The sequence below is a fragment of the Anaerolinea thermophila genome (genome assembly GCF_020723905.1).
Lineage (GTDB): Bacteria > Chloroflexota > Anaerolineae > Anaerolineales > Anaerolineaceae > Anaerolinea > Anaerolinea thermophila_A.
The window spans coordinates 413,585-431,970 of the sequence record NZ_DYHZ01000001.1; the positions used below are offsets into that span (position 1 = coordinate 413,585).

An 18,386-nucleotide genomic window follows, 5' to 3' on the forward strand; every position below is an offset into this window, starting at 1 on the left:
TCATCTGACAAACATTATACATGTATAGCGTTTGTATTGGTTTTTCTCCACAAACCGGTAAAATAAGGTCATCGTTCAATCCATTCTTACAGGTTCAACAAGAAGGAGAATTAAAGATGAACCGTATCACCCTGTTTTCCCTGTTTATCGCACTCGCCCTGATTCTGGCAGCGTGTGCCCCTGCCGCTACCCCGGCACCCTCACCCACCCCGCTTCCGCCCACGCCTATGCCTCAACCTACCCCAACGGAAGCCCCCAAGACCATCGTTGATCTTGCTGTCGCGGATGGCCGTTTCAACACCCTGGTCGCCGCTGTGCAAGCCGCCGGGCTGGTAGACACTTTGAAAGGGGAAGGTCCCTTCACCGTGTTTGCCCCCACCGATGACGCTTTTGCCAAACTGCCCGCCGGGACACTGGATGAACTGCTCAAACCCGAAAACAAGCAAAAACTGACCGACATTCTGACCTACCACGTTGTGGCTGGAAAGGTCATGGCGGCAGATGTGGTCAAATTGAGCGAAGCCGAGACCCTCCTGGGTACGCCGGTAATGATTAAAGTGGATGGCAACATGGTCAAGATCAATGACGCCACCGTGGTGATCACCGACGTAGTAGGTAGCAATGGCGTGATCCATGTGATTGACAGCGTGCTTTTACCCCCTGCTGACATCGTTGACAGCGCGCTTGCCGATAAGCGCTTCAGCACCTTAGCCGCAGCAATCCAGGCAGCCGGGCTGGTGGACACCCTCAAAGGCAAAGGACCCTTCACCGTTCTCGCTCCCACCGATGATGCTTTTGCCAAACTGCCCGCCGGGACTCTGGATGAACTGCTCAAACCCGAGAATAAAGATACCCTGATCAAAATTTTGACCTACCACGTCATTCCGGGACGGTATAACAGCGCTTCGCTCTCTTCGCAGAAAGAAATTGCCACCGTTGAAGGCAACACTGTTGACCTGAAAGTCGATGGCAAAACCCTCAAAGTCAATGATGCAAACGTTATTGTCGCCGATGTTCTGGCACGAAACGGCATCATTCACGCCATTGACACTGTCATCCTGCCTCCCAAGGACATTGTGGATACCGCAGTTGAAAATGGCAGTTTCAACACTCTGGCTGCCGCCCTGCAAGCCGCCGGTTTAGTGGATACTCTGAAAGGCAAAGGACCCTTCACCGTCTTTGCCCCCACGGATGAAGCCTTTGCCAAACTGCCTGCCGGAACCGTTGAGACTCTGCTCAAACCCGAGAATAAAGATCTGCTGGTGAAAATTCTGACCTACCATGTCGTGCCGGGCAAACTGAAAGCCGCCGATGTGCTGGCTGCCAGTGAACTCAAGACCGTGCAGGGCTTCCCCGTGCAGATTCGCACCGAAGACGGTAAAGCCTTCGTGGACAATGCTCAGATCGTTCTGACCGATGTCAAAGCCTCAAATGGCGTCATTCATGTGATTGACACGGTCATTATTCCACCGGATGACATTGTAGACACGGCTATCAAAGATGGTCGCTTCAAGACTCTGGTCGCCGCCGTGCAAGCCGCCGGGCTGGTGGAAACGCTGAAAGGCGAAGGTCCCTTTACCGTGTTTGCCCCCACCGATCAGGCATTTGCCAAACTGCCCGCTGGCACGCTGACCACGCTGTTGAAACCCGAAAACAAACAGCAACTGGCAGACATTCTCACCTACCATGTGGTGGCTGGTAAGTTACCCGCGGCTCAGGTCGTCAAACAGTTCGAGATCAAAACAGTACAGGGTCAACCCGTGCTCGTCAAAGTGGATGGAGATAAAGTCTTCATCAACAATGCTCAGGTGATCATTACGGACGTTCGTGCGGGCAACGGCATTATCCACGTCATCGACGCGGTCATCCTGCCCCCCAAGGACATTGTTGACACCGCCGCAGGAGATGCGCGCTTCAAGACTCTGGTTGCCGCCGTGCAAGCCGCCGGTCTGGTGGAAACGCTGAAAGGCGAAGGTCCCTTCACTGTATTCGCTCCCACCGATCAGGCGTTTGCTAAACTGCCCGCTGGCACACTGGATGAACTGCTCAAACCCGAAAACAAGCAAAAACTGACCGACATTCTGACCTACCATGTGGTCTCAGGCAAAGTGTATGCCAAAGACGTAGTCAACCTGAAAGAAGCCACCACCGTACTGGGTAAGAATGTCACCATCAAGGTGATGGACGGCAAGGTGTACATCAACGACGCTCAGGTCATCATTACCGACATTCTCTGCTCCAACGGCGTGATTCACGTGATTGACACGGTCATTCTGCCGCCGCAATAAAGCCATCTCCTCCCGCCTGGAACAGGCGGTGAATCCCCCCGGATGAGTGCAGAGAATTTCATCTGCACTCATCCTTTCATTACAATTGTCACACAAATCATATCAGAGAGGTATTTTATGGAAACCACAGACTTAACCGGAAAAACCATCTTAATCACAGGCGCCACCGACGGCATTGGCAGAGAAACTGCCCGGCAACTTGCCAGACTGGGCGCACACATCATCCTCACCGGCAGAAACCCGCAGAAAGCCGAAGCCGCTGTTCAGGAACTTCGTCAATCTACAGGTAACCCCCACATTGAATTTCTCATCGCAGATCTTTCGAGTCAGCGGCAGATTCGAGCCCTCGCGGAGACTGTCAAAGGGAAAATCTCCTCTTTATATGCCCTGATCAACAATGCCGGCGCAATTTTCATGCAACGGCAGGTGAGCGAGGATGGTATTGAAATGACCTTTGCTCTGAATCACCTGGGGTATTTCTCACTCACCCTACTTCTGCTGGATGTGTTGAAAGGTAGCGCTCCCGCCCGTATCATCAACGTGTCCTCCGCCGCACATCGCGGCGCCAGACTCGACTTTGAGGATTTACAGAACGAACGCTCGTATCAGGGATGGCGGGTGTACAGTCAGTCCAAACTGGCTAACCTGCTCTTCACCTATGAACTGGCGCGCCGCCTGGAGGGAAGTGGAATCACCGTCAACGCGCTCCATCCGGGGTTTGTGGCAACCCGGTTTGGAAGGAGCAATGGTGGCATCTTCGATCCGCTCTTCCGCCTGTTTCAATTCGCTGCCATTTCACCCGAAGAAGGCGCGCGCACCAGCGTGTACCTTGCCGCTTCCCAAGAGGTAGAGGGCGTGAGCGGGAAATATTTCGAAAAATGCAGGGCGGTTCCCTCATCGCCGGAGTCGTACGACCTCGCCTCTGCCCGACGCCTGTGGGAAATCAGTCTGCAGATGACTGGACTCAGCGAGCCAGAAATTTTGCGCTCCCCAGCCGCCGAATCACCCGCTTAATTGGACAATTTATGTGTATAATGGATTAAAAATTTCTCCCTGGAGTTATCCATGGCATACGACCGTTTCGGGCGAAACATTCACTATCTGCGCATCAGTGTGACCGATCACTGCAACCTGCGCTGTGTGTACTGTATGCCAGAAGATATGACCTTCCGCCCAAATGCAGAGATGATGCAGGATGACGAACTGCTCCTTCTTGTGCGTCTCTTTGCCAGTTTAGGAATCGATAAAATCCGCCTGACCGGTGGAGAGCCAACCGTGCGCGCCCACATCGTCCGCCTGGTGCGGGAGATTGCCTCCACGCCGGGCATTCGCACGGTGACGATGACCACTAACGGCATCCTGCTGGGAAAACTGGCAAAACCGCTCAAAGAAGCCGGGCTTCAACGGGTGAACATCAGTCTGGATACACTTGACCCCGGCAAATTCCGCCGTCTGACCCGCTGGGGAACCTTTGAGCAGGTCTGGGAAGGCATCCGCGCTGCCGAAGAAGCCGGCCTGACTCCCATCAAAATTAACGCCGTGGTGGTGCGGGGATACAATGAAAAAGATGTGGTTGACCTGGCACAATTGACCTTTGAACACGACTGGCAGGTGCGCTTCATCGAAATGATGCCCTTTGCGGGCGCCACCGAACTTCAACAAACGCAGGTGGTCACCACCCGCGAGATGATTGAGCGCATTGAACAGGGGCTGGGAAAACTGGAAGCGGTGCGGGATGGAGAACTGGATGGGGAGGCGCGTATCTACCGCCTGCCCGGCGCCAGAGGCGAGGTAGGATTCATCTCAACCGTTTCGATGCCCTTCTGCGCCTCCTGCACCCGCGCCCGACTGACCGCCGATGGCAAGTTGCGCCTGTGCCTGTTGCGGGAAAAAGAAGTGGACCTGCTCACCCCTTTACGGGAGGGCGCCAGTCCTGCTGATTTACGCCGCATGATTCTGGACGGCATCTGGCAAAAGCCGTGGGGACACGGCTTAGCGGAAGGCAGCGTTCCGCTCAACCGGGTGATGAGCGAAATTGGCGGATAAGAAAAAAGCCCTGTCTCAGGGCTTTTTTCGTCGTTTTTCCAGATACATCATGCGGTCAGACCGATTGAAAAGGGTATCTATTTCATTGGGGTTTTCTGCCACTGCCCAGCCACAGGAAAGTGAGAGGGAAAGTTCGGGCTGGCGAATGTTGTAGAGGTTCTGAAGAGAGCGAATCCGCTCCACTACCTGTTCAGCAGCGTACTCATCGGCAGGAGCCAGTAGAATGGCAAATTCATCCCCTCCCAAGCGTGCCACCACATCATCTGCCCGGCAGGCGTGATGGAGCAGATCCACAGTCTGACGGAGCAGATTGTCGCCTGCTTCATGCCCTTTCTGATCATTGATGATCTTCAGTCCATCCACATCTACCATCACCATCGCCACAGGGAAACGCCTGCCCAGTTGCATGCGGCGCAGTTCCAAATCGAAGTACGCACGATTATAAGCACCCGTCAAGCCATCCTGCATGGAAAAGCGCTGAAGTTCCTGCTCGCGCTTCATTTGCTCGGTAAAGTCATGGAACAACCAGACGCGGTACAGTCCGTCCATCCTGGGCAATTGAAGCACACGGGAGCGGCACTCCAGCCAGCGTCCACTGGTGGTTTCATACACTTCCAGACTTTCGCCCGAGGTTTCCTGAATGGTTCGATCCAGAAAATGCAAAAAACGATCCGGATGGCGCATCAAACGCGCCATTTTTCCCCGCCAGCCAATTAAACCTGTGTCAAAAGTCTGTTCGGGAATTCCAAAGGTTTGAATCAGAGAGTTGGAGCGGTAGATGACCCTGCCCATAGGGTCAGTAATCATCATGCCATTGTGATGATCGGAGAGGGTCGCTTCCAGCAGAGCAAGATTACATTGAAGTTTTTGCTTTTCCTCAAAAAAGCGGGTTACATCCTGCAGGGTCACCAGACGAACACCCGGAAAGCCGGGTTTCCAGCCGGAACGGCTCACCCGCACATGCACATAACGGGCAGGCTGGATAGTATCCAGGTGGAGATCCAGATTCATCACCGAAGACGCCGAGGCGCGCCGCAGGGTCTGCTCCAGAGCAGAGCCAAAAATTTCGCCGACCGGCTGGTTTCTGAGGGCTACGCGCGCTTTACCCACCCATCCAGCACCCGCCTCATTGATATCCAGGAGCGTGGCATTTCCATCCACCATCAGAACGGCAATATCCATTTGATTCAGCACGCCATCCTCATCCATGAGCGACAGCCTTTGTTCGCGGGATATTGCCATGGCAAGCGGCAGGAAAGCCCAGCCCACAACCGTCAGAAGATTTCCCCCGTGAAGAAAAAAAAGGCCGGCAAGGATAACAAAAACCAATATCCCCCCCACTCCTGCCCACCATACTGGAAGGGGGGGGCGCTTACTCCGAAGATTCATTTTGTACCCTCGTGTACAAATAACAAGATGAAAACAAAATCCTTATGAATTTTCTTATAGTGTACAAAAAAACGCTTTACGATTCAATAATAAATACAGGCAATTCTCAAATTTATTTATACACTTAATCCGCTGGGCTGGTACACCCGCAGGTTGAGGAGCGGGAAAAAATCTTTAGAACGGGCAGGCTGGTGTTCCATCTCCAGGGCATGAATGGTTTCGCGGTACTGGCGGGCATTGGCGCGAATCTGCCTCATGGCACGGCGGGTCAACTGATCGGCAGCATGATTCTTTCGCCGCGGCGTCCACGTCCACAGTAAACGATGAAAACGGTTTGCCAGGCGTTGTGCGCGGCGATACAGCGGACGGGTGCTGGGAGAGTTCACCGCTGCCCGACCCACCATTTGATCAATGACCGAACGTGCGTCTCCAATGATTTCTACGGCTTCGTCCTCTGCGCCCATATCCAGCAGGGCTTCCAGTCCTTCAATCAAGCCAAGATACTCGGCAATGTTGGAACTGGCGTCGGAACGGCGCATGTACCCCCCATGTCCGCGGGCAATGGGTTTGCCGTTCCGGCTGATCACCCAACCGTAACACATGACTCCCGCATGAGGGTCACTGCCCCCTTCCTGAGTCACTGGACGATACAGACCGTCAAAACGAAGTGTCAGCATAGGCTCCTTTCCCGACTTAAGCGACACGGTCGGCGGGCAAGGGTCGCCGCCGACCGTGTTTTTTTTCGTTGAAGGGTAAATCGTCGTCTTCGGAACAACATCATCTTACCCCCATTATGGCAAAGGACGCCAAAAAGTCAATAAAAAAGAGTTAACAACCGGTTATCAATTTGTAAATTCCACCCCGACAAAGCGCTCAAATCCACTCGAACAGAGTGATTTCCGGCATACACTGAAACCGCAAAGGAAGGGTGGTCGTGCCCAACCCCCGATTGGTGTACAGAAACATCTTCCCCACGCGATACAGTCCCAGCGGGTAACGCCGCCCCATCTCCGGTAATAACATGGCTCCCAGAAGAGGCAAACGCACCTGTCCACCGTGCGAGTGTCCGCTCAACTGGAGAGAAAACCGCCCCAGAAAGGCGCTGTAATCTGCACCGTCGGGTTCGTGAAGAAGCAAAACAGCAGGTTTACCCGGTGGTAAAGACTCCGCCAGTTCCCTCACCCCACCCCATTGTGCAAGGAGACTGCCGCTCCCGGCAAGAATTAAGTCATCCCCTCCCAGAGAAAGCGATTCCCAGCGGTTATCCAGAAGGTGAACACGGCTCTGTTGAAAAATATCCAGCAGTTTCTGCCGCTCCGCACCATAATCGTGATTGCCCCTCACCGCGTATACCGGGAACCATTTCGCCAGTTCAGGGAGAAATTCCTGTAAATCCTGGAGAGCGCGCTGGATACTGCCTCCCCGCGTGAGGTAATCCCCCGTCATCACAACCAGATCAGGTTTGAGTTCGTTAAGACGCTTCAGGACAACCTGTGCCTGTTCCAGCGTATAAAAACCGCCAAAATGCAAATCGCTGATTTGCGCCACACGCTTTCCCCGCCAGGCACTGCCGAGTTCAGGCAGGGAAAGTGGCTGGCGCACGACTTCGATCTGGTAAGGCTCCAGCAAAGCGGCATCCAGTCCCGACGCAGCGCATACAGTTCCTGCTAAACCACCGGCGAGCAATTGCAATGCCTTCCGGCGTGAAATTTTCCTATCCATTGCACGCATTATACCGAAAAATCCCTTTCCGTTGATTTTTTGGATGCAGATTCACCTGTACACACCCCAGCCAATCCCCGCTCTGCTTTACAACTTTGCAAACTGGCAATTTCGAAAGCCGTAATGGTATCTGGTTTTTCTATAATTAACAGTGAACCTCACCCGTTACGGTGATTCTTGCAGACATGCCTGCGGCAAACACAAACCCTGCTCAGGCAAATCACCTGAAAAATTACCAGCCTGGCTGGCAATATGCACTCTCAGAATCTCACAGAGTAGAAAACCTCGATGGCAATGAATGAATTCCCTTCTATGGTCATGCAATCCCCCTCTCTCAACCCTTCACCCCTCCTCAACCGATGGCAAGGGGCGCGGCTGGGGCTGTTGTTTGAGTGGAGAGACGGTTCATCCCCTTCGGTCACGCCCAACTTCTGGGCTTCTCTATGCCAGAAGGCAGGCGCACGTTATGCTGTCTTCAGCCCCTCTTCTCAGGATGAACTCTCCGATGAAGACGCCAACTACTTCCAAACCGTCCTGAGCATCTGCGCCCGTCAGAACTTGCTGACAGGGTTTTCCACGACTGCCGCCAGTGTGGATCTGATGAGCCGCTGGCAACATCTGGAAGCCCTGCAGATTGCCTGGACACCGCCGCATGATTCTGTCCCAAGCCCAAAAGAAGGAAACGAAGCCCTGTTCAGCAACCATCGCCACCGGGCTGCGCCAGATTTCCTCACTCTGGAGCGGGATATGGGTGAATGGCTTGCCCCTCACGCCTGGGAAACACTGGACTGGTTGACACTTGACCCTGATGATCCCCTGCATTCTCCCATGCGTTCCCTGCGCACATTGATTCACCTGCTCGTGCGCACTGCCGTCCGCGGCGGCAATCTACTGCTCAGTGTACCGGTATCGTCTCAAGGCGTTGAAAATCGCCTCCAGCGCCGTCTGGAGCAACTGGGGAACTGGCTTCGCCTTTACGGTCATACCCTGTATGACACGCAGGCAGGTCCATACCCTCCGCAACTGTGGGGCGGATGTACATGGCGGGAGAATTGTCTTTATGTGCACGTCCTTGACTGGGTGGATGAAGAGGTTACATTCCCCCTGCCAAACGGTCACATTCGCAAAGTGACCTGCCTGACTGCCGCTTCGGTTGGCATCCAGCGCACCCCCACCACCCTCTCCATTCGGGTGCCTCCGGAAGATCAACAGGAAGCGGACACGATCATCGAAATCGAAGTGGATCAGCCCTGGGCTTAAGAAAAAAATCAGCGGAGTCGCCAGAAACGACTCCGCTGACGGCTTATTCTCGGGAGAAAAACGCTCTTTTCAGGCGTTTACCGGCACCACATCCACCACCTCAGACTGGGCTGTGCGCCCGGTCAAGCGGCGGAAGACCAGCGTCCATGCCGTTTCCAGATAGGCGGTGAGAACCCCGTTGAGGAAGATAAATACCGGCAGGTAAAGGCACAGTAAGACGATGGTGACAATCATGCCGGTACTGCCAAACGCCTGCCCACCATTCATCATCACCGAGCCGAGGAACGGCGCCACGGCGATGAGAAACGGGATGCCCAGGATGATGCGCACCACCAGACTCCCCAGTCCCAGCACCAGCCCCATGACGATGTACTCGCCCAGATGCGCCATGAAAATCTGCCAGGCCCGCGAGATTGCCCCACCGATGGAAAGGTTCTCTGACACCATGGCAACAATGACCTGTTCCACCCAGACCTGCAACAGCCACGCCAGAGGGATGAGCAGGCACAGGAACGGCAACAGACAAATCAGCCCGATTCCCAGCGTCATAACCGTGCCGAGAGCAACAAAGATGCCCAGCGCCACGCCTACAATCAGGAAAATAACGAAAAGCAGGAAGGAAAATCCCAGTACGCGCCAGAAGTACTCCCCGCTTTCCGACCATAACTCTGCAAAGGAGAGTTTCACAGCGCCTTCATCGGCTTTCCACGCACCGCGAATCAAGCCAATTCGTCCGTAAGTTCCCAGCACCAGAAAGATCAACACCAGAGCGAGGACTACCAGAATGATGAGCCCCACGACCCAGAGGTTTTGATTAACCCATTCCTCCAGGCGGTAGCCAAAAACATCCGGTGTGGTGGAGCGGTAATCCTCTCGATAATTCGTACCCGGGTTGCCTCCACCCCCAAGGAACCCCGCCAGAATGCCGAAAACCCAGAGCACTTTGTGCTTCCAGATGATCTGCCACGCTTTCGATAGTACTTCTCCGTAACTCATGCGCCCTCCATTATGTTTTTACCAGAACGCCAGCAGCGTCTGGATGTCATGCTACTTCAATATACGTTATTCCCACTCAATGGTTGCAGGAGGTTTACTGGTCAGATCGTACACCACGCGATTGACCCCGGGCACCTCATTGACAATACGGCTGGCAATTCTGGAAAGCAGTTCGTGGGGAATCCGCGCCCAATCTGCAGTCATGAAATCTTCGGTGGTCACGGCGCGCAGAGCAACCACTTCCTGATAGGTGCGCGAGTCGCCCATCACCCCGACCGAACGCACCGGCAAGAGCACAGCAAACGCCTGGGCAATAGAACCGGGTTCATCCATCAGACGCTGATTGAGTAACCCGGCGGCGGTCAACTCCCCGGTAAAAATGGCATCGGCTTCGCGAAGACGCTCCAGCCGTTCCCAGGTAATTTCCCCAAGACAGCGCACTGCCAGACCCGGTCCCGGGAAGGGTTGACGCCACACCAGTTCCGGAGGTAACCCCAGCGCCTCGCCGACCAGACGAACCTCATCTTTGAACAGGTATCTCAACGGCTCCACCAGTTGGAAAGTCATATCCTCAGGCAAACCGCCCACGTTATGATGGCTTTTGATTTTATGGGCTTTCTGGCGGTCAGGCGCGCTCGATTCAACCACATCGGGATAAATGGTGCCCTGCACCAGGAAAGGCGGATTGCCCAGTTGCCGGGCTTGACTCTCAAAAATGCGGATGAAGGTTTCGCCAATTCTTTTTCGTTTCACTTCAGGATCAGTAACCCCTTCGAGACGATCCAGAAACTCTTCCACCGCATTTACGGTGATGAGCCGGACACCCAGATTCTTGCGAAAGGCTGTCTCCACCTGTTCCCGCTCGCCCTTGCGGAGCATGCCGGTATCCACGAACACCGCAGTCAGTTGATCGCCCACCGCACGGTGGACCAGCGCAGTTGCGACGCTGGAATCCACCCCGCCACTCACCGCCGAAAGGACGGGAGCCGTGCCTACCTGCTCCCGCACACGGCGCACCCCCTCGGCGATGATCGATTCGGAGGTCCATTCCTGCTTTGCGCCACAAATATCCACCACAAAACGGCGCAAGATTTCTTTGCCAATGGGGGTATGATGCACCTCAGGATGAAATTGCACTCCAAACCAGCGGCGCTCCAGATGCGCCATCGCCGCGTAGGGGCTTCCTTCACTGCTGGCAAGCGCTACAAAACCCGGCGGTAACTGTTCAATGCGGTCCCCGTGGGACATCCACACAGAATGCTCTCCCGAAGGAATCAGCGGATTTTCCTGCAGAGTGTGCAGGAAGGCATGACCGTACTCCCGGGTGAGCGCCTGCGCCACCACACCGCCCAGGGCATGGGTGAGCAACTGCATCCCGTAGCAAATTCCCAGAATGGGCAGGTCCGTTTCCAGCAAACCGGCAGGAAGCACAGGAGCATCCTTTTCGTACACTGAACGAGGACCTCCGGAAAGAATCACGCCTTTGGGATGAACAGCAAGGATTCTTTCCAGCGAGACATCCCAGGGCAGATACTCGCTGTACACCTGTAATTCCCGCACCCGCCGGGCAATCAATTGAGTGTACTGAGAACCATAATCCAGAACAACAATGGTGTCCACCGCCATCCTGCCTCTCATAAGTCACCGGCAAAATAAATGCCGGTTTCGTCCATACGCTCAATCACCGCCAAGGAGTGGATGGGAACGTTGAGATGCGCCAGCGCTGCCCGCCCACCTTCAAAAACCTTTTCGATGAGCGTACCAATGCCCACCACCTGCGACCCCGCCGCCTGCGCCAGCCGCACCAGCCCCAGGATGGTGGCACCGGACGCCAGAAAGTCGTCAATGATAAGCACCCGCTCACCGGCTGATAGATATTCCGGCGAGACGATTAACTCGGTCATCACCCCCTTGGTGTGGGAGGGCGCCACGGTCAGATACACCGTATCGGGCATGGTGATGGGCTTGCTTTTCCGGGCATACACCACCGGCAGATTCATGTGACGCCCGGTCATCAGCGCGGGAGCAATGCCGGAAATTTCTGCAGTGAGGATGCGCGTGGCGCCCACACCGGCAAACCGGCGGGCGAATTCCTCCCCGCAGGCGTCCATCAGAGCCGGATCCACCTGATGGTTGATAAAGTTATCCACCTTGAGGATGCCCCTTCCGAGATACTTACCATCCTTCAAAATCCGCTGTTTGAGTGCTTCCATCTTTCCTTCCTCGCTTTAAAAGAATTGTCCGGTCAGAGGAGACCGGTATAGACAACTTTTGCCCCCATTTTACATCCGGATAAACGAGAATGCAATTCCATGCAGGGATGAAATTCCTTTTATGAACGCTTGCTTTCATCCCCAATCTGTGGTTTACTGAATCCATGCTGGAACTGAAAACGAAACTTCCGGGCGAAGGCATTCTGGCGCTGGTAGGAGCAGGCGAATACCAGCCCGAGATGGAAGCCGTGGACAGGTATCTGCTTTCTCTGCTGAATGAACCCGCCAGAGTGATTTGCCTGCCAACCGCCGCAGGCACTGAGGGACAAAAACGCGTGCAGTTCTGGATGGATCAGGGCATGGCACACTTCCGGCGTCTGGGAGTGGAACAGGTTCAGGCATTGCCCCTCACAGATCGAAAAGACGCGTTTCATTCGCCCTTTGTCGAGCAACTCCAGCAGGCAAATTTTGTCTATCTTTCCGGGGGTAAACCGGCGTATTTATATCAAACGCTGGCAAACACTCCTGCATGGGACGCCATTCAGGGCGTCCTGCAAAAAGGAGGAGTGGTGGCAGGCTGCAGTGCCGGCGCGATGATCTTTGGAGAGCGCGTCCTTGCATCACCCGCTGGCACAGGAACCTTTCAGGGATTCGGGTACGTGCAAAATGCCTGCATCATCCCCCACTACGATGAGATTCCCCGCCTCATGCTGGAGAGCGCCGCCATCCTGCTCCGTCAGTGGCTCTTTTTGGGCATTGAGGGCTTTACAGCCCTGATTTTCACCCCGCAAGGCACCTGCGTGCGGGGAAGAGGGAAAGTCGAACTGCGCTTTGCGGGCGAGCGGCTGCCTCGCTTTGAACGCGATGGCATGTGGTAACCCGGTTCATGCAGAGCCGCGCTTTCTCAGCCATTCCAGGAGCATTTCCCGCGTCCAGGTGTTGATGACCTGTGGTGCGGTCAACCATGCCCGGCGCGCCACCGAAACGCCAAAAACCATTTCTTCCATCCCCACCGGAGCATGGGCATCGGTATTGATGACAACGGGAATGCCCAGTGAAGCCGCATGACGCACATGCACATCGTCGGCATCCAGGCGGTACGGACTGGCGTTAATCTCCAATGCCGCTCCGGAAGCCTGCAGGGCGGGATAAACCTGCCCCCAGTCCAGATCAGCCCCGGCGCGGTCGGGTAAGAGCCTGCCGGTGGGGTGTGCCAGAATGTCCACATGGGGATTGCTCAGGGCATTCAGGACCCGCGCGGTAATCTGCTCGCGGGGTTGGCGCAGACTGGCATGCAGTGAAGCGATAACGAGATCCAGTTGTGCCAGCACTTCGTCGGGATAATCCAGCGTGCCATCCGCGCGGATGTCCACCTCGGCGCCGTGCAAAATAAGAATCTGTTTCCCCCATCGCTGGCGCACCGCTTCCACTTCTTCTCGCTGGCGCAGGACATCTTCCGGTTTCATCCCACGCACAATCCCCATATAACTGGAATGGTCGGTGATAGCGATCACTTCATATCCACGGGAAACAGCGGCGCGCACCATCTCTTCGATACTGACCGCGCCATCCGACCAGGTGGAATGGGTGTGCAATTCCATATGGATATCCCGCACTTCGACCAGATGGGGCAGACGTCCTTCGCGGGCAGCCTCCACCTCACCGCGGTCTTCGCGCAGTTCAGGGGGAATCCATGCCAGTCCAAGCGCCGCATAGCCTTCTTCTTCGCTGGCAATCCGGCGCAGATTGCCTTGCTCATCCGCCAAACCGCGCTCGGAGAGCGACCATCCCTGTCGCTGCGCCAGTTCACGCATGCGCACGTTGTGGTCTTTCGAGCCGGTAGCGTACATCCACAACGCCCCGAAGGATTCGGGCGGCTGTGCCCAGATTTGAATGCGGGCACCATCCTGCAATTCCACACTGGACTTGTTTTCCCCCTGCCCCAGCACCCGTTTCACATCAGGATGATGCACAAAAGCCTCCATCAGCGGTGCAGAGTCGCGCGTTGCCACCACCAGATCAAGGTCACCCACCGTTTCCTTCCAGCGGCGGAGACTGCCCGCCGGTTCAGCCCGTTCCACACCGGGCTGAGCCCGAAGCCACTCCAGCCAGCGATTTGCCAGCGTCCAGGCGCGCGCCAGCGTCATGCGCTGACTGCGCTGAGCCAGTGCGGCAATGCCATCCAGAATGGCTTTTTCCGATTTTTCTCCCATGCCAGGCAGAGAACGCAATCGTCCCTCTCGAGCGGCTTTTTCCAGTTCTGCCAGGGTAGTGATGTGCAGGGTCTTCCAGAACAGCGCCGCTTTGCGCGGTCCAACGCCGGGAATACGCAGCAGGTCCAGCAAGGTGGGCGGGACTTCCTGTTCCAGACGCTCCAGAAAGCCCAGTTTCCCCGTGGTGAGCAGTTCTTCGATTTTCTCGGCAATGGCTTTGCCAATTCCGGGAACCTGAGTGAGTTCTCCCCGTTGCGCCAGCAGGCTGGCTTCCTCGCCCAGAGAGCGCAAACTCTCAGCGGCTCGCTCATAAGCGCGGATTTTAAAGACCATTTCGTCTTGAATTTTCATCAAATTGGCGATGCGTTCAAAAACATCCGCCAGTTCTGCATTGGTCATGTGCTTTTTCTCGTCCATACTTAATAGGGTATCACAATCCGTAAGAAAGAGGATGGAGGAATTCTCTGGAAAAAAAATCGGTCCAGACATCATCCCTTCTGAGGATATTCACTCACCCAATCTTTGACGTATACTATAAATACAACCAAAAATAAGGAGGGTTGCCATGATTGAAAAACTTCCCTTTGGACGCACCGGGCACCTCAGCACGCGTACCCTGTTTGGCGCGGCGGCTTTCTGGAATGTGACACAGGAAGAGGCTGACCGCACGATGGAAATTCTGATGCAGTACGGTGTCAACCACATTGATACTGCGGCATCCTATGGCGATTCAGAGATCCGTCTGGGCCCGTGGATAGAAAAATACCGTGACCAATTTTTCCTGGCAACCAAAACCGGCGAACGCACCCGCGAGAAAGCCCGCGAGGAAATTTATCGTTCGCTGGAGCGCCTGCGCACCGACCACGTGGATCTGATTCAATTGCATGCGGTCATCGAAGACGGGGAACTGGAACAAGCCCTGGGTCCCGGCGGCGCACTGGAAGCCGCACTGGAAGCCCGTGAAGAAGGTCTGGTGAAGTTTATCGGCATCACCAGTCATACGTTACACGCGCCGGTCATTCATCTGCGTGCGCTGGAATGTTTCGACTTTGACTCGATACTGCTCCCCTGCAATTTCATGCTACTGCAGAACCCCGAATATGCCGAAAACTTCCACAGGGTGCTTACCCTGTGCCGCGAGAAGAATGTGGCGGTGCAGTGCATCAAGACTTTACAGCGCCGTCCTTATGGAGATGGACCACACACGCATGCCACCTGGTACCAGCCATTCGATGAACCACAAGCCGTTCAAATGGCGGTTCACTGGGCGCTGGCAATTCCCGGGATTTTCATTAACACAGTGGGCGATATCCACGTGCTCCCATTGATGCTGGAAGCCGCCGCCAACCCCAAGCCCGCCCCATCGGATGATGAAATGAGAGAACTGATGTCTCGATATGAAGCCGCCCCCCTGTGGGCGTAAGCGCGTTCACCCACCTTCAAATTCCATGCATGCACAAGAAGGGAGAAACCATATGATTCAAACCGTTCGACACATTCTGGAGGTGAAAGGCACAGACGTATGGTCCATTGGACCCAACGCCACTGTGTTTGACGCCTTGCGCATGATGGCAGATAAAGACGTAGGCGCCCTGCTGGTCATGGAAGACGACAAAGTGGTGGGCATCATCTCCGAGCGGGACTACGCCCGAAAAATCATTCTGCACGGGAAATCATCCAAAGAAACGCTGGTGCGCGAAATCATGAGCACCAGCCTGTATACCATACATCCCGATCAAACCGTAGAAGAAGCCATGGAACTCATGACCAACAAGCGCGTCCGGCATCTACCCGTCATGGATGGCGATAAACTGGAGGGGATGATCTCGATTGGCGATGTGGTGAAAAACATCATCTACCGGCAACGCGAAATCATCAAGAGCATGTCTCAAAAGTAAAACGGGCATCCGTCCAACCGGCGGCAAGTCCCGGCTTAAAATGCCGGAGTTTGCCGCTTTTTTATAGTACAATCGAGCGCGTGGACTCACTGGAACATCTCAACCCCCAACAACGCGCCGCCGTCACGGCGCCATCCGGACCGGTGCTGGTGCTGGCTGGCCCGGGTTCAGGCAAGACGCGGGTGCTCACCTACCGGATTGGCTACCTGCTCAGCCAGTTAGGCGTTGCCCCCCATCACATTCTGGCAGTGACCTTTACCAACAAAGCGGCGCGGGAGATGCAAACCCGCGTAGAAAAACTGCTCGGACACACCCTCCAGGGCATGTGGCTGGGCACCTTCCACGCCATTTGCGCCCGCATCCTGCGCCGGGAACAGCAATACCTGCCGCTGGATGCCAGTTTTGTCATCTTCGACGAAGATGACCAGCAGGCGCTGATCAAACGTGCCCTGCGGGAACTCAACCTGGATGAAAAACTGTACCGTCCTACCAGTGTCCACGCCGCTATTTCCAACGCCAAAAACAACCTGATTTTGCCCGAAGACTATCCCGTTGGCACCTACCGCGATGAAGTGGTAGCGCGGGTGTACAAACGCTACCAGGAACTGCTCATCTCCAGCAATGCGGTGGATTTTGATGACCTTCTGCTATACGCATGGAAACTGCTGAACGATTTTCCCGCCGTGCGGGAGCAATATGCCCGCCGTTTCGAGCATATTCTGGTGGATGAGTTTCAGGATACCAACCTGGCGCAGTATGAACTGGTGAAACTGCTTGCCTCATCCCATCGCAACCTGTTCGTGGTGGGCGATGAAGATCAGTCCATCTACCGCTGGCGCGGGGCAGATTACCGCAACGTCCTGCGTTTTGAAGAAGACTTCCCCGACCGTCAAAAGGTTCTGCTGGAGCAAAACTACCGCTCCACCCAGCGGGTGCTGGATGCCGCCCAGGCGGTGATTAACCGCAACCGAAACCGCACTCCCAAACGGCTCAAATCTACCCCTGAACATGGTGAAGGGGAAAAACTGGTCCTGTACGAAGCCGTGGATGATTACGGCGAAGCCGCTTTTGTGGTAGATACCATCCAGCAACTGGTGGCAGGCGGAAAAGCCCGCCCCGGGGATTTTGCCATCATGTACCGTACCAATGCCCAGTCCCGCCTTCTGGAAGAAGCCTTTCTGCGGGCAGGCATGCCTTACCGCCTGGTGGGCGCCATGCGTTTCTATGGACGGCGCGAAGTCAAGGACATGATTGCCTACCTGCGGCTGGTGCAAAATCCCGCCGATGAAGCCAGCCTTGGACGGGTCATCAACGTACCGCCCCGCGGCATTGGCGAAAAATCGCAACTTGCCCTGCAACTGGAAGCCCAACGCGCCGGTCGCAGTGCAGGGCTGATTTTGATGGAACTGGGACAGTTAGGCAAAGACTCCCCTCACTGGCAGGCGCTGGGACGCAACGCCAGTTTGCTGGCAGATTTTGGCGCCTTGCTGGGAGAATGGCACCGCCTCAAGGATGAAATCTCCCTGCCTTCGCTTTTCCAGCGCATCCTGAATGACCTCTCGTACCGGGAATACATTGACGACAACACCGAAGAAGGGCACAGCCGCTGGGAAAACGTGCAGGAATTGCTGCGCATTGCCTACGAATATGAAGAAAAGGGGCTGACGGCTTTTCTGGAAAATCTGGCGCTGGTTTCCGATCAGGATACCCTGCCCGAAAACGTAGAAGCCCCCACGCTGTTGACCCTGCACGCCGCCAAAGGGCTGGAATTCCCCATCGTCTTCATCACCGGGCTGGACGACGGCTTGATTCCTCACAACCGCTCTCTGGACGATCCCGAAGCCATGGCAGAGGAGCGCCGCCTTTTCTATGTGGGACTGACGCGGGCAGAGAAACGGGTGTATCTGGTACGCGCCGCCCAGCGCAGCACCTATGGCTCTTTCCAGGATTCCATCCCCTCGCGCTTCCTGAAAGACATTCCCGCTGACCTGATTCAGCAGGACGGGCGCGGGCGCCGCATGGGCAAATCCTGGCAATCCGACTCACACCGCGGCTGGGATCATTCCTATAACGGGACATGGGGGAGCCGTCCGGAAAAAGTAAAACCCTCTCATGCGCCCATTTTACAGCCGCGTTTCCGGCCGGGCATGCGGGTCAGACATCCATCCTGGGGAGAAGGTCTGGTCGTGGATAGCCGCATTCAGGACGACGATGAGACCGTGGATATCTTCTTCGACAGCGTGGGGTTCAAACGCGTGATTGCCTCGATTGCCAGTCTCGAAATTCTATCCTGAAAATCGCCCCCATGCTTTCTCAGGGGTAATTGTATAATAAAAAGAAGCCTTTCAGGAGCACTGAGAA

General features: G+C 55.3%; 15 protein-coding genes. 8 read left to right on the top strand and 7 right to left on the bottom strand.

Annotated elements, in window-relative coordinates:
- The first annotated feature begins 116 nt into the window (after nucleotides 1-116).
- The 3 genes from LHF31_RS01745 (at nucleotide 117) to moaA (ending at nucleotide 4,334) form a co-directional block, all read left to right on the top strand.
- On the top strand, nucleotides 117-2,288 hold the full coding sequence (locus LHF31_RS01745) for a fasciclin domain-containing protein (protein WP_298006913.1): 2,172 nt from the start codon (nucleotides 117-119) through the stop codon (nucleotides 2,286-2,288).
- A 117-nt stretch (nucleotides 2,289-2,405) separates the two neighbouring features.
- Nucleotides 2,406-3,302: an SDR family oxidoreductase gene (locus LHF31_RS01750; RefSeq protein WP_298006910.1), complete on the top strand. Its 897-nt coding sequence runs from the start codon at nucleotides 2,406-2,408 to the stop codon at nucleotides 3,300-3,302.
- A 51-nt stretch (nucleotides 3,303-3,353) separates the two neighbouring features.
- A complete protein-coding gene (moaA, locus tag LHF31_RS01755) occupies nucleotides 3,354-4,334 on the top strand; it encodes a GTP 3',8-cyclase MoaA (RefSeq protein ID WP_298006906.1) in 981 nt (326 codons plus the stop codon).
- Between the two features lie 15 nt (nucleotides 4,335-4,349).
- Here the strand turns inward: moaA and LHF31_RS01760 are convergent, their stop codons facing one another.
- From LHF31_RS01760 to LHF31_RS01770, 3 genes are all read right to left on the bottom strand, one after another.
- Entirely contained in the window at nucleotides 4,350-5,723 is a 1,374-nt protein-coding gene (locus tag LHF31_RS01760; RefSeq protein WP_303773285.1) for a sensor domain-containing diguanylate cyclase, read from the bottom strand.
- Between the two features lie 116 nt (nucleotides 5,724-5,839).
- Nucleotides 5,840-6,400: a ribonuclease HI family protein gene (locus LHF31_RS01765; protein WP_298005528.1), complete on the bottom strand. Its 561-nt coding sequence runs from the start codon at nucleotides 6,398-6,400 to the stop codon at nucleotides 5,840-5,842.
- Between the two features lie 196 nt (nucleotides 6,401-6,596).
- Nucleotides 6,597-7,445, bottom strand: coding sequence for a metallophosphoesterase (locus LHF31_RS01770; protein ID WP_298005526.1), 849 nt, complete (start codon nucleotides 7,443-7,445; stop codon nucleotides 6,597-6,599).
- 288 nt (nucleotides 7,446-7,733) lie between these two features.
- Between LHF31_RS01770 and LHF31_RS01775 the strand changes: the two genes are divergently transcribed.
- Nucleotides 7,734-8,705, top strand: coding sequence for an alpha-L-fucosidase (locus LHF31_RS01775; RefSeq protein WP_298005523.1), 972 nt, complete (start codon nucleotides 7,734-7,736; stop codon nucleotides 8,703-8,705).
- A 69-nt stretch (nucleotides 8,706-8,774) separates the two neighbouring features.
- Here the strand turns inward: LHF31_RS01775 and LHF31_RS01780 are convergent, their stop codons facing one another.
- The 3 genes from LHF31_RS01780 to xpt form a co-directional block, all read right to left on the bottom strand.
- The gene (locus LHF31_RS01780) at nucleotides 8,775-9,701 is read right to left on the bottom strand and encodes a hypothetical protein (RefSeq protein ID WP_298005521.1); all 927 of its coding nucleotides are present in this window, start codon (nucleotides 9,699-9,701) and stop codon (nucleotides 8,775-8,777) included.
- 66 nt (nucleotides 9,702-9,767) lie between these two features.
- A complete protein-coding gene (guaA, locus tag LHF31_RS01785) occupies nucleotides 9,768-11,327 on the bottom strand; it encodes a glutamine-hydrolyzing GMP synthase (protein WP_303773288.1) in 1,560 nt (519 codons plus the stop codon).
- Between the two features lie 8 nt (nucleotides 11,328-11,335).
- Nucleotides 11,336-11,914, bottom strand: coding sequence for a xanthine phosphoribosyltransferase (gene xpt, locus LHF31_RS01790; RefSeq protein WP_298004246.1), 579 nt, complete (start codon nucleotides 11,912-11,914; stop codon nucleotides 11,336-11,338).
- 164 nt (nucleotides 11,915-12,078) lie between these two features.
- Here xpt and LHF31_RS01795 point away from each other — a divergent pair, with 164 nt between their 5' ends.
- Nucleotides 12,079-12,792, top strand: a complete 714-nt coding sequence (locus tag LHF31_RS01795) for a Type 1 glutamine amidotransferase-like domain-containing protein (RefSeq protein ID WP_298004241.1) — start codon at nucleotides 12,079-12,081, stop codon at nucleotides 12,790-12,792.
- A 6-nt stretch (nucleotides 12,793-12,798) separates the two neighbouring features.
- On the opposite strand, the gene polX is transcribed toward LHF31_RS01795, so the two are convergent.
- Nucleotides 12,799-14,544: a DNA polymerase/3'-5' exonuclease PolX gene (gene polX / locus LHF31_RS01800; protein WP_303773292.1), complete on the bottom strand. Its 1,746-nt coding sequence runs from the start codon at nucleotides 14,542-14,544 to the stop codon at nucleotides 12,799-12,801.
- A gap of 148 nt (nucleotides 14,545-14,692) precedes the next feature.
- On the opposite strand from polX, the gene LHF31_RS01805 reads away from it, so the two are divergent.
- The 3 genes from LHF31_RS01805 (at nucleotide 14,693) to LHF31_RS01815 (ending at nucleotide 18,319) form a co-directional block, all read left to right on the top strand.
- A complete protein-coding gene (locus tag LHF31_RS01805) occupies nucleotides 14,693-15,550 on the top strand; it encodes an aldo/keto reductase (protein WP_303773296.1) in 858 nt (285 codons plus the stop codon).
- A 52-nt stretch (nucleotides 15,551-15,602) separates the two neighbouring features.
- Nucleotides 15,603-16,025, top strand: coding sequence for a CBS domain-containing protein (locus tag LHF31_RS01810; RefSeq protein ID WP_298004725.1), 423 nt, complete (start codon nucleotides 15,603-15,605; stop codon nucleotides 16,023-16,025).
- Nucleotides 16,026-16,105: 80 nt separating this feature from the next.
- Nucleotides 16,106-18,319, top strand: coding sequence for an ATP-dependent helicase (locus LHF31_RS01815; RefSeq protein ID WP_303773299.1), 2,214 nt, complete (start codon nucleotides 16,106-16,108; stop codon nucleotides 18,317-18,319).
- Nucleotides 18,320-18,386: the final 67 nt, after the last annotated feature.